Source organism: Vibrio sp. Isolate25 (assembly GCF_022398025.1).
GTDB lineage: Bacteria > Pseudomonadota > Gammaproteobacteria > Enterobacterales > Vibrionaceae > Vibrio > Vibrio coralliilyticus_A.
This window is the reverse complement of record NZ_JAKEUT010000001.1, coordinates 1,090,802-1,103,565: the sequence shown is the minus strand read 5'-3', so window position 1 is coordinate 1,103,565 and position 12,764 is coordinate 1,090,802. Positions and strand designations below refer to the sequence as shown.

Annotated in this window: 9 protein-coding genes; 8 read left to right on the top strand and 1 reads right to left on the bottom strand. The window is 42.3% G+C overall.

Annotation, left to right across the window (positions count from 1 at the left end; all coding sequences use genetic code 11):
* Window positions 1–16 precede the first annotated feature (16 nt).
* Window positions 17–1,540 (top strand): alpha-amylase family glycosyl hydrolase, encoded by a 1,524-nt coding sequence (locus L1D15_RS04830; RefSeq protein ID WP_239875117.1) that lies wholly within the window; start codon window positions 17–19, stop codon window positions 1,538–1,540.
* Window positions 1,541–1,746: 206 nt separating this feature from the next.
* Here L1D15_RS04830 and L1D15_RS04825 read toward each other — a convergent pair whose 3' ends face one another.
* Complete coding sequence (locus L1D15_RS04825) at window positions 1,747–2,712, bottom strand: LacI family DNA-binding transcriptional regulator (protein ID WP_239864448.1); 966 nt, start codon at window positions 2,710–2,712, stop codon at window positions 1,747–1,749.
* 448 nt (window positions 2,713–3,160) lie between these two features.
* Here L1D15_RS04825 and L1D15_RS04820 point away from each other — a divergent pair, with 448 nt between their 5' ends.
* The 7 genes from L1D15_RS04820 to L1D15_RS04790 all read left to right on the top strand — a co-directional run bounded on the left by L1D15_RS04820 (window position 3,161) and on the right by L1D15_RS04790 (window position 12,707).
* Window positions 3,161–4,006, top strand: a complete 846-nt coding sequence (locus L1D15_RS04820; RefSeq protein ID WP_239864447.1) for a hypothetical protein — start codon at window positions 3,161–3,163, stop codon at window positions 4,004–4,006.
* 604 nt (window positions 4,007–4,610) lie between these two features.
* Window positions 4,611–5,885 (top strand): extracellular solute-binding protein, encoded by a 1,275-nt coding sequence (locus L1D15_RS04815; protein ID WP_239874843.1) that lies wholly within the window; start codon window positions 4,611–4,613, stop codon window positions 5,883–5,885.
* A gap of 75 nt (window positions 5,886–5,960) precedes the next feature.
* Window positions 5,961–6,836, top strand: a complete 876-nt coding sequence (locus L1D15_RS04810) for a sugar ABC transporter permease (RefSeq protein WP_239864444.1) — start codon at window positions 5,961–5,963, stop codon at window positions 6,834–6,836.
* A 4-nt stretch (window positions 6,837–6,840) separates the two neighbouring features.
* A complete protein-coding gene (locus L1D15_RS04805; protein ID WP_239874842.1) occupies window positions 6,841–7,653 on the top strand; it encodes a carbohydrate ABC transporter permease in 813 nt (270 codons plus the stop codon).
* 79 nt (window positions 7,654–7,732) lie between these two features.
* On the top strand, window positions 7,733–8,857 hold the full coding sequence (ugpC, locus tag L1D15_RS04800; protein ID WP_239874841.1) for a sn-glycerol-3-phosphate ABC transporter ATP-binding protein UgpC: 1,125 nt from the start codon (window positions 7,733–7,735) through the stop codon (window positions 8,855–8,857).
* A gap of 14 nt (window positions 8,858–8,871) precedes the next feature.
* Window positions 8,872–11,187, top strand: coding sequence for a glycoside hydrolase family 3 C-terminal domain-containing protein (locus L1D15_RS04795; RefSeq protein WP_239874840.1), 2,316 nt, complete (start codon window positions 8,872–8,874; stop codon window positions 11,185–11,187).
* Complete coding sequence (locus tag L1D15_RS04790) at window positions 11,187–12,707, top strand: trehalase family glycosidase (RefSeq protein WP_239874839.1); 1,521 nt, start codon at window positions 11,187–11,189, stop codon at window positions 12,705–12,707. Before L1D15_RS04795 ends, L1D15_RS04790 begins: the two co-directional genes overlap by 1 nt.
* Window positions 12,708–12,764: the final 57 nt, after the last annotated feature.

Below are 12,764 nucleotides of genomic sequence, written 5' to 3'. Positions count from 1 at the left end.
ATGAGTACAACCAAACCTGCCGAGAGATCTTCCCAACCGTTCNGTATTCAATCATACCTCTGATGAGCACAAATGGGCGGTTGAGGCACGCAGAGGTAACCCCGAGTTTGAAGATTTTTATTACTTCTTCACCGATAAAAAGGAAGTGGATGAGTACAACCAAACCTGCCGAGAGATCTTCCCAACCGTTCGCCGTGGCAGCTTTACATTCTTAGAGGATGTAGAGAAGTACGTTTGGACCACATTCAACAACTTCCAATGGGATCTCAACTACTCAAATCCAGCGGTGTTTAACGCCATTACCGATGAAATGTTGTTCCTCGGCAATATTGGCTGTGAAGGGYTACGTCTTGATGCGCTCGCRTTCATTTGGAAAGAGAAATGGACCCAATGYGAAAGCTTGCCGAAAGCACACACGCTGATTCAGTGTTTCAACACCTGTTTACAGATCGCAGCGCCTGCTGTGTTGTTCAAATCAGAAGCGATTGTTCACCCTGACGAAGTGGCACAGTACATCGACAAGCAAGAGTGTCAGTTATCCTACAACCCACTGATGATGGCATTGATGTGGGAGAGCTTGGCAACACGTGAAACCAAGCTNGCAGCGCCTGCTGTGTTGTTCAAATCAGAAGCGATTGTTCACCCTGACGAAGTGGCACAGTACATCGACAAGCAAGAGTGTCAGTTATCCTACAACCCACTGATGATGGCATTGATGTGGGAGAGCTTGGCAACACGTGAAACCAAGCTRCTGACAGCATCTCTAAAGAAAAGCTTCGAGATYTCAGACCAATGTTCATGGGTCAACTACATTCGTTGTCACGATGATATTGGCTGGACATTTGATGATGCTGTAGCTGAGCAGCAAGGCATTAACGGCTATGATCACCGCCGCTTTTTGAATCAGTTCTATACCGGCAAGTTTGAAGGCTCATTCTCACAAGGTGTGCCATTCCAAGAAAACCCGACGACGGGTGATTGCCGCGTGTGTGGCTCATTAGCATCTCTAGCGGGTTTAGAAAAAGCGATAGACACAGATGATGCACAAGCGATTGAACATGCTTTGAAGCGTATCCGCTTGCTTAACAGCATCAACCTTAGCATCGGTGGTATTCCGTTGATNGATGCACGTTGGGTTAATCGTCCAGAAATAACGCCAGATTCGATCGAGTTGGCTAATACTCTTGGCACTTATCAAAATCGTGTTTATTCTGATCTTAACTATATGATCAAACTACGCAAAACCAACGAAGTGTTTGGTTTAGCGAAAACGCAAATTTTGGACACCTATCGCCCGCATCTGTTTGCTTACTGCCGCGAACATGAAAATGGCAGTAAGCTTCTGGCAATTTGTAATTTCAGCGAGCATACGCAAACTTTGCCTGTTTCGATTTGCGACATCTTACATGCTGATAAGAACCAAGGCTGCAAACAAGCACAAGTTGTCGATAAGCTGACAGGTAATCGTATGACTGGCGACCTGTTAGAGCTAGCGGCTTACGATGTGCTTTGGTTAGAGCTATGTGAAGGTAGCAAATAGTATGAAAGAGGTGACTTCAAACCGAGTTTGAGTGACTGGTGACGCCGCAGAAAGGGGCCATGACGGCTTTGCCAACGTTACATTCGCTCCAGAGAAAGCTGGCCTAAACACTAAGTTCTAAAAACAAAAAACGCGATACCGATTGGTATCGCGTTTTAGTTTGTATATGCCCTTTCCAGTCAGTCTAGAGTGAGCAATATTAATCATTAACCCGTTAGGCGGGAAATCACTTCGACTGGGCTGATCACTCCAAAAGGTTCTTGTCCGGTTTTTGCTAAGTCGAGGCATTCAACGGCTTTGCTGGCAATATGAGCCAAATCTTGACGAACGGTTGTCAGATCGGTTGATACCACTGGTAGATCGTCAAAACCTGTAATGGCGATGTCATCTGGGATAGCTCGATTCTGAGTACTTATTGATTCTGCGACACCAAGAGCAATTTCATCAGAATGACAAACAAACGCATCAAATTGATCCAATAACTCAGGATTGCGGAAAAAATAGGAGCAAGCATGCATTCCTTGGAAATGCCTACCTTCAAATATAATCGCTTTGCTCGGTAGACCAACACTATCCAAAGCACTCTTATATCCTTGAAAACGCAAGCTTTCTTCTACAGGGTTATTATCTCTTGCAATAACAAAGGCAATGCGTTTTTTACCTTTATTTACCAAGTTAAGGGTGATTTGTCTGATCCCCATGTATTCATCTGGCGCGACCCACCAACCATCGACTTTTTTGCCGACGTTAACATAAGGCACTTGTTGTTGTTTTAATGAAGCAAGGCGCTCATCTCCTTCCGTCGCATCAATGACAATACACCCACAAGCACGCTGTTTAATGGTATCGACTTCTTCGTGATAGACGATTTCTGGAGCTAAACCTCGTTTGTTTAATTCATCCAGTAGATTGCTATACATCAATGTCATGTATGGAGAAAGTTGTGTGTCGTTACGACTTAGAAGGATGGCGATACTGATATCTTTTCCGCTCGACAACTTACGAGCAGTTAGACTTGGGTTGTAATTAAGAGCTTTACAGGTATCCAGCACTTTCTGTCGTGTGGACTCACTGATACCACCTTTGCCATTGAGTGATCGACTAACAGATGCGACGGACACGCCGGCAATTTCGGCCACTTTTTTTATGTTGAGTTTGGGTTCTTGAGTCATAACCGCTTTTTAAGGCTCTGAATTTGTGGTCACTATAACATGAGTAATCGGTTTCACAATCATGAGAAACCGATTACTTGATTTTGAGCACAATAAATTTAAATGAGCGTATTTATTGTCTTTTTCCTGTGTTGATATCAAATCTTCGCCTAAAATTTGAACTTTTGTCACATTATTTACTTATTTGTAAGTAACCGGTTACGTTGTGTGTTCATCATCACAGATCAGACTTTAGTGGTTCTGATAACTTAAAAATGCAAACTGGATTGATTAGGACGCTCTAATGCAAACATAGTTCGGTGGATTTATACACTCCCTGAAGGTTTATATTGTCTTAAAGGTAATATTAAAATCATATATTACTTAATTCCTAAATTGTAACTCGTGATATTTAAATATTAACAAATTAAACTTATATTTATAGGCTCATAAATTAACTATGAATAATGTGAATAAAAAAACTCTAGCAAAATTATTTTCAGTGGGAGCATTACTTACTTCTTCTTCGACCTTTTCTGCAACCTTGAACTTTGATGGAGTAACAGAAGCTGCAACCATATATAACTTTTCCGGTCTGGAATTCGAGTACTTCGACAATGATGACGGAACTACAGAGTTATTCAGTAAGCAAGTATTTATTGATGGTGCTGTCACCATTCCAAATACAAACTGGAGAATGGGTATACTGGCAGCAACTTTTCAAAATAATCCTTCTGATTCAGAAACCACTCACGCGACGGAATTGGAAATAAAACCCACCTATGAGATTTCGATAAGTGACTCATTGAATATTGGTAGCGAGTTTGCTTATGGCTCAGTCGGAGAGGATGGTAGCTCATATTGGTTTAAGCCATTCTTATTTAAGAAGTTTGATAATGATGTAAGTGTTTATAGTGAAGTGCTCTTAAAGCATTGGGATGGAGGTAAAGAAGGAGTAAATGAAAATCTTGTTCATCCAATGTATGAAATAAGCGAGAATGTTACTATAGGTGCTGAGCTATTTTATGCACATGGATTACAAGAAGCAACTTATACAGAGTTTGCCGTTAGACCCAATATTGCTTATACCTTTGATGGTGAAAAAATGCTTTGGGCTAAAGTCGAAATTGGTCAGCAAGGGGACCACGAAGATAGCAATGTCGATGGCGATTATATGAAATATATTATTGGATATAATATGAAGCTTAATGATACTTTTGCACTAATATCAGAGTTTTCAGTATATAACTGGGATAAGTCATATAATAATACTAGTGGAAACAACTACTTTGCAAAATTTGGGTTAGCTTACTAATATCCGAACCCTATTAATCCTTCCGTTGTGATATATACAACGGAAGGAATATAATCACTTATTACCTAGGGTAGGATTGTTTTTTATAACTATGCCTTTATTGGCAAAGCACCAGTAGTGTTTATGTTGAACAAGTTTTTGGCAGTAAGCGAATTGAGGGAGTTGAGCATTTTTTATATCCTTGATCTCCGTGGCTATGCTACTGCCCGCATAAATGGTGAAAAGTATCGCCACTGTGAGTGCTTTCATTTTATTACTCCGTTCTATTTTCTATCCTAAGGCTAGAAGCCTGTCTCTTTTAAGTCAAATATACAGTGACATTAAATCAATTGAAATATTATTTATCCTATTGATTTAATTATATTAAGTATGGGTTGTCGTTTGGTGGTAGCTCTAGTTATAGCACGCTTTGAACTAGGCGTTCGCAGTGGTTGTAAGCTGGGTGCTTATTTGAGTGTGTGATCATTGTCACGTACATGATTTGTTTTTACGTAACCGGTTACGTAATTTGTTGGAGATCACAGAATGGCATCGGAATATGGTTATACTCGTCAGTGTGAAGAAAGATTAAAACGATAAAAATCGAGACTAACGGAGCAAAACTATGAAACAGGCACTTGTCCTACTCGTTCCTACTCTTTTACTGGCCGGATGTGGGGGAGAAAATACCTCTTCGTCATCGGATAGAACACAAGTGACCATCTTGGGCACTATTAAAGCTGAGATTGGCCCTCATTTCGAACAGGCATTGGAGACTTATAATGCCTCGCAAAGTGAGTATGAGATTGTTTCTCTACCGATTGATGGTAATACTTATGAAAAAATGACGGCTTTGTACGCATCAAATAATGCACCAACTATTATGGTAATGGGGCAAGAAGCCCAAGAGTTGAAAGATAGGCTTATGGATTTTAGCCAATCAGAACTGATTAAAAATGCGTATCCAGGCACCTATGATGTAGTAAAAGATGGTGAGCGTGTATTGGGGGTGCCAATCACTGTTGAGTCGTTTGGTTTTTTATATAACAAAGCGGTTCTGGACCAAGCGGTTGGAGGAGAGTTTAACCCTTCAACCATTAATACTCAGGAGAAGCTAGCTAAACTTTTTGAACAAATCTCGGCTTTAGATAATGTTGATGCCGTGAGTGTTTCACCTATGGATTGGTCGCTTGGGGCGCATTTCTCCAATGTACTGTTTGCTAACCAAGGCAATGGGCTTGCTGCTAATCTTGAAGCACTTGAAGCCATTAAAGCTGGTGAAATCTCTCTGCAAAAAAATGATGTCTACAACGGTTGGGTGGACACTTTTGACCTGATGAAAGAATACAACCGTTCGAAGCGTTCGCCATTAGCACCAACCTATGATGAGAGTGCCATGGCTTTGGCACAAGGCCAAGTTGGTATGTGGTTCCAAGGCAATTGGGCTTACGCAATTTTGAATGAATTAAATGCCGATGGAGAGTTTGGCATTTTACCTGTTCCAGTTAACAATGACGAAGACTTCAAAGGTAACAACGCCCTTTCTGTTGGTGTTCCTATGTATTTCACGATTGATGCTGCTCAATCAACAGAAGCAGAGCGTGAGGGAGCACAAGATTTTTTGAATTGGTTGTTTACATCAGAAGCGGGAATTGACGCTTATGTGAACAAGATGAATTTCATTCCTGTATATGAAAATATCACAATCGAGCCTGCTGATGAGTTGTCACGGACAATATTAGCTAAAATGCAAGCGGGCGAAACGCTTAACTGGATTAACATGTATTATCCAGGTGATGCTTTCCCGTCTATGGGGGCATCTATGCAGAAATATTTAGGAGACGTGATTGACCGGCCCGCGCTTGCTGGAGAATTAGAGAAGTACTGGACTTCTAAATAATCTTGTTAAAACAGGCAGGGCTTCTGCCTGTCATTACCGTCAAGCGGTTTCTACGCTTTATTTAGGACATTTATTATGCTGTTTAGCACCATACGCAAAGATGGTGTGAAGGACTTCTTTACCTTCGCATTTATCCCTTTATTTGCTTTCACTACAGTGCTGTTTATCCCGTTTATCATGGGTATTGTGCTGACTTTTACCAACTGGAATGGCTTTAGTTTTGGTGAGTTTGTTGGCCTACAAAATTACGTGGATGCATTTAGTGATGAAAACTTTCTCAAGATCTTTACCACAACACTTAAATATGTTCTCTACTGCTTGGTGTTTACTAACATTATTGGTTTTGGCTTAGCATTACTGATTACATCAGGAATCAAAGGCCAAAATGGACTGCGTTCAGTATTCTTTATGCCAAACTTGATTGGCGGTATTTTGCTGGGCTTTATCTGGCAGTTTATCTTTAATCGAATTTTTGTCACGGTGGGTGATATTACAGGCTTTGAGCTGTTGCTAGAACCATGGTTATCTGAGCCAGATAAAGCATTCTGGGCATTAGTGATTGTCAGTGTATGGCAGCAGTCAGGTTATATGATGTTGATCTACATTGCTGGCATTATGGGTGTTCAAAAGTCTTTGCTTGAAGCGGCCAGCATTGATGGAGCAAGTAAAGGTCAAATCCTTCGTGCTATCAAGATCCCAATGATGATGCAGTCGTTCACTATCTGTCTGTTTTTAACCCTTAAGAACGCATTTATGATGTTTGATGTCAACTTGGCTCTGACCAATGGTGGACCATATCGCTCTACAGAATTACTGACATTAAATATCTACAACGAAGCATTTCTATACCAAAACTACGGAACAGCACAGGCAAAAGCGATCTTGCTATTTGTTGTGGTCGTGATTGTGGCGTTGGCACAAGTCTACTTCACCAAGAAGAAAGAGGTTTAAAGTGATGAAAAGCAAATCTCGAGGCGTGTTTGTTGTCACGTTAGTTTTGGCATTAATATATGTTTTTCCTTTTGCCATCCTTATTATTAACTCATTAAAAACCAAGTTCGAAATCTTAAATAATCCACTCGCACTACCGACAGAGTTTAATTTCGATAACTTTGTTGAAGCCTTTGTCCGTATGGACTTTCTGAGTGCCGTTAGTAACTCGCTCTATATTACGCTACTGGGCTTAGTGGTGTTAACTGTTTTCCCTGCGATGCTGGCGTATTATCTAGAACGTGAGCCAAGCAAATTTAAGAACATCATTTTCTACGTGTTAGTAGGTTCTATGATCATTCCTTTTCAGGCGGTCATGATCCCGTTTGTTAGTTTATTTGGAAAGATAGGCTTTTTGAACGGAAAGGTACCATTGGTTTACTTCTATCTCGGTTTCGGCGTCGCACTGTCTACTTTCATGTATCGCAGTTTCATCGCGAAGATCCCTAAGTCTCTTGACGAATCAGGTGCGATTGAAGGAGCCAGTAAGTTTACGGTTTTTTGGAAAATTATCTTCCCGCAGCTCAAGCCAATTACGGCCACTATGTTAGTGCTGAATGCGCTGTGGTTATGGAATGATTACCTATTGCCTTCATTAACGCTACACCAAGATGATCGTACGTTGCCCCTGATGACTTATAGCTTCTTTGGTAAGTACACCAGTAACTATGGTTTAGCGATGGCTGGTCTTGTGCTTTCTATCGTGCCGATCATCATTTTCTATTTGATCATGCAACGTCAGATTGTTAGCGGCATTACCGATGGTGCTGTGAAGTAACCAGTACTAACTACTTTTTATACAAATTGATGCGTGAGGCGAGTTGGCGGCACGCTTAGAAAAATTGATAGGTAAAACTATGGCAGCAGTAACCCTTAAGGGCATTGAAAAACAGTATGACAACGGTTTTAAGGCCGTGCATGGCATTGATCTCGATATCAAAGAAGGTGAGTTCATGGTCTTTGTCGGCCCATCAGGCTGTGCAAAATCCACTACACTTCGCATGATCGCTGGGTTGGAGAGTATTTCGGGAGGTGAGCTACACATTGGTGGTCGGTGCATGAATGATGTGCCATCGAAAGACCGTGGTATTGCTATGGTGTTCCAAGATTACGCTCTGTATCCACATATGACAGTGTATGACAACATGTCATTTGGTCTTAAAGTGGCGAAGTTACCTAAAAACGAGATCGATCAACGGGTGCGCGAAGCGGCAGAAAAACTTCAAATCACAGACCTCCTTGATCGCAAACCTTCAGAAATGTCGGGAGGGCAACGTCAGCGTGTTGCGGTCGGACGAGCCATTGTGCGTAAGCCCGATGTGTTTTTATTCGATGAACCATTATCAAATTTAGACGCTAAGCTACGTGTCTCGATGCGTGTACGTATTACCAGTTTACATAGAGAGTTAAAGAAATCAGGTCAGCCAGCTACCATGATATACGTGACTCATGATCAGGTAGAATCGATGACGATGGGTGACCGTATCTGTGTGCTTAACCAAGGGCGCATCATGCAGGTGGATACTCCAATGAATTTATATAACTACCCAGCCAACAAGTTTGTAGCGGGTTTCATTGGCTCCCCTGCGATGAATCTAATGAAAGCCAAACTGGTCCAAGAGGGAGGTGAGATCGCAGTTGAACTTGGTAAACATCGTTTCACCCTGCCAGCCGAAAAAGCTACGAAAGTACAAACTCACGTAGGAAAAGAGATATGGTTTGGCTCTCGCCCTGAATACATAGGTAATGCGGAAACGCACCCTGAATGTGTAGAAAACAGTTTTACAGAAGAGATCCTAACCCTTGAGAGAATGGGCTTTGAAGAAAATATTTACTTCGAAGTTGATGGACAGCCGTGTAGTGCACGGATCCCACATGAAAAAGCAGGGGAAAGTGATGTGGGTAATCAATACACATTCTGCATCGACATGAATAAATGCCATATCTTCGATATGGAAACTGAACAAAATATTTCACTGTAAGGGCGAGAAGTAGCATGAGTATTACGCCACGAGAAATCGACATACAACAGCAAGTTGAATTATGGATGCAAGAACTTACGGTCAGTGAGAAATGTTCGCTGCTTTCAGGCTCGGGCTTTTGGCATTCGCAAAACGTTGATCGACTAAATATTCCTAAGTTAATGCTAACGGATGGCCCACATGGTTTACGTAAACAAGGTGAAAAAGAAGATCACCTAGGTCAAAACGAGAGTGTACCGGCCACTTGTTTTCCTTCGGAAGCTGGTTTAGCGGCGTCATGGAGCCGAGAACTTGTTTATGCCCAAGGTCGTGCGATTGGCATAGAGTGCCGTGCGGAAAATGTCAATGTCATCCTTGGTCCTGGCCTGAATATCAAACGCTCACCATTATGTGGACGCAATTTTGAGTATTTGTCTGAAGACCCGTATCTGTCATCACACTTAGGTGCAGCTTACATTCAAGGTGCGCAGTCTGTAGGCGTTGGTACATCAGCGAAGCATTTTGCTTGTAATAACCAAGAGACCAAACGTTTAACAATTAATGCAAAAATTGACCAGCGCACATTGAACGAAATTTATTTGGCAAGCTTTGAAACTGTGGTTAAAGAAGCTAACCCTTATACCATCATGTGTGCCTACAATCAGGTTAATGGAGAGTACGGCGCAGAGAGTCAGTTCCTGCTTAATGAGGTACTACGCAAGCAGTGGAACTGGGATGGTGTGGTAGTAACTGATTGGGGCGCAACCAACAGCCGCATTAAGGGCTTGCTAGCAAGCATGGATCTTGAGATGCCTTCATGTGGCGGTGTCAACGATAAAAAGATAGAAGCGGCTTTAGAGGGTAATGCAGAGCTAATGTTAGCGCTTGATGAGTCAGTTCGTCGTATTTTGATGCTAATACTGCGTACCACATACAATCTGCCAGAAGTCGAAGGATTTGATGCCCAGCGTCATCATGAAATTGCTCGGGAAATTGCCCATGAGAGTATGGTCCTGCTTAAGAATGAACAGCAAGTTCTCCCATTGAAAGTAAGTGATTCAATCGCGGTATTGGGCGAGTTTGCACAAACACCTCGTTATCAAGGGGGAGGTAGTTCGCACACTAATCCAACGAAGGTCACGAGCACTTGGGATTCAATGCAGCAGTACTCGCAATCTCTCGAGTTCATGCAAGGTTTTGGGATCTATGATGAAAAGTGTGATGCTGCTAAGTTAGAGCAAGCTAAAGCCCTAGCTGCAAGCAAAGACAAGGTAGTTATTTGTGGCGGCTTACCTGAGCGTTATGAGACGGAAGGTATTGATCGTACACACCTTAGCTTGCCGAAAGCGCAGCTAGAGTTCATTGCAGAAATCACTAAAGTAAACCCTAATGTTGTCGTGGTACTAAACAATGGGGCTCCGGTAGAGATGCCTTTCGCCAACGAAGTTAAAGCCATTTTGGAAGCTTACCTGCCGGGGCAGGCAGGGGGAGATGCCATTGCTGATGTATTGTTTGGAGTGGTATCCCCAAGTGGCAAATTAGCAGAAACTTTCCCACTTAAACTCGAGCACACTTCAAGTTATGAGTATTTTCCAGGTGAGGGCTATGAAGTCACGTATCGTGAAGGGATTTACGTTGGTTATCGTTTCTTTGAAACCAAGAAGTTGCCTGTGCTATTTCCGTTCGGCCATGGTTTAAGCTACAGCCACTTCAAATACCACAACCTGCGCCTTTCGCAACGTCATATTCGTGATGATCAGACGCTACAAGTGTCGGTTGATGTCACGAATAGTGGTGACATTGACGCGAAAGAAGTGGTACAGCTTTATATCTCAGATCATCAATCGGAAGTATTACGGCCAGAGATTGAATTAAAAGGGTTTGAGAAGCTCAGCCTACGTGCTGGCGAGACTCAAACGGCGCATTTCGTACTAGACAAACGTAGTTTTGCCTTCTTTGATGAAAAGTTAGCAGACTGGCGTGTTCAAAGTGGTCAGTTTGATATTCGTATTGGAGCCTCATGCCAGGATATTAGACTAACGGAAACCGTCAGTGTTGAGTCGACAACAAAAATTCCGTTTATTGTTCATCCCAATACCACCTTTGGTGAGCTGCGTGCTCATCCGGCAACGAAAGCGTATGCTGATGAGCTGATAGAGTATTTTATTGAGCATTCAGGGATCGATTTCAATCTTGGTGATAATGACGAGAACTTCGCAGAAACGGTGATTTCATTCTTCCCAATCAAAAATATGGTGTTGTTCTGTAAATCGAAGTTCACTGAATCAGAGCTTGAGCAAGCGTTAGATACGTTAACTATGCAAGTAGCTGACTTTGAAGAGGTAGTGTAATGGGCTGGATGGACGAAGCAGAAAAAGGCATTGCCATTGTTCATGAGCAGAAACAGACCAATTTCGTGGAGCTGTATGTTGACTCTGAAGTACGCGGTGACAATGTTTTTATTGGCAAGGAAGCAGAGGGCAGACCTCTGCCAAGTTTTGAGCAGATACAAGATAAATTACCAGTCATTGAGTGGGGTTCTAGCCCTGATGTGGTCGCAGGATATTGGAAAACTTGGCAAATTGCGTTCAGTAACCTGCGTCAACCTACGCGAGAGAATGGGTTTGTCTCTAACTTTATTGACACGGCATTTAATGGTCATTTGTTCATGTGGGACAGTGCGTTCATTACCATGTTTGGTAAATATGCTCACCATTTATTCCCTTTTATTGGGACGTTAGACAATCTGTATGCTAAGCAGATGCTTGATGGTTTTATCGGACGTGAGCTGTCAATTGAAACAGGTCAGAACCATTTTCACCGTCATGACCCGAGCTCTACAGGGCCGAATATCTTGCCATGGGCGGAGTGGCAACATTATCAACAAATGGGTGATAAACAGCGATTAAGTGATGTTTTTGTTCCTATTTTGGCGCTTCATCGGTGGATCGCAGACAACCGTACTTGGAAAGATGGGACGTATTGGGGATGTGGCTGGTCATGTGGTATGGACAACCAACTGAGGGTCGATAAGAAAAAGTACGATTATTCACATCATAGCCACTCATCGTGGATTGATGTGACTTTGCATCAATATTTGTCCGCTACTTTACTGCTTAAAATGCAGGAAGAGTTAAATACTGATGAGAATCTGTCTGATATTGAAGCAGAAGTGGAAAACCTCAAGCAGGTTGTTAACGAGAAAATGTGGGATGAATCTCGCCAGTTTTATTTTGATACTTTGCGTGATGATTCTTTCTCATCGATTAAATCCATTGCTCCTTATTGGGCGCTATTGACGGATATGGTTCCCGATGAGCGATTAGCACCGTTTGTTGCTCATCTTAATGACGAGAACAGTTTCAAAAGACCGCATCGAATACCCACGATGTCTGCAGATTGCGAACACTATACACAAACTGGCGATTATTGGCGCGGTGGTGTATGGGCACCGACTAACTATATGGTGCTCAAAGGACTTGAAGAGAAGGGGTTCCACGATCTTGCATTTGATATCGCCACCAATCATGTTGCCCATGTAGCTAAGGTTTTTTCTCAGACAGGAACGTTATGGGAAAACTATGCTCCAGAGATTATTCAACAAGGAACACCTGCGAAAAGTGATTTTGTTGGTTGGACAGGGTTAAGTTTAGTCAGCATTCTGATCGAGTTTGTGTTTGGCATTAAGATCGATGTTCCGAATAACAAGCTTGTTATTCGTCCCAAACTTGCTGATGAGTATGCGATAACTCAATTGCAGTTTGGTCCATTAGGTCAAGTCGACATTCATGTTGCCGCGAAAGCAAAGAGCACTGGCTCTCGCGTTACGGTTACCACAGACCTTGATATTGAGATTGAAGTGATCGAATAAAAGTAGGTGGGTTTCCCCACCTACTCCTGTTAAGTAGTCCATTTAAGTATTAAAAAT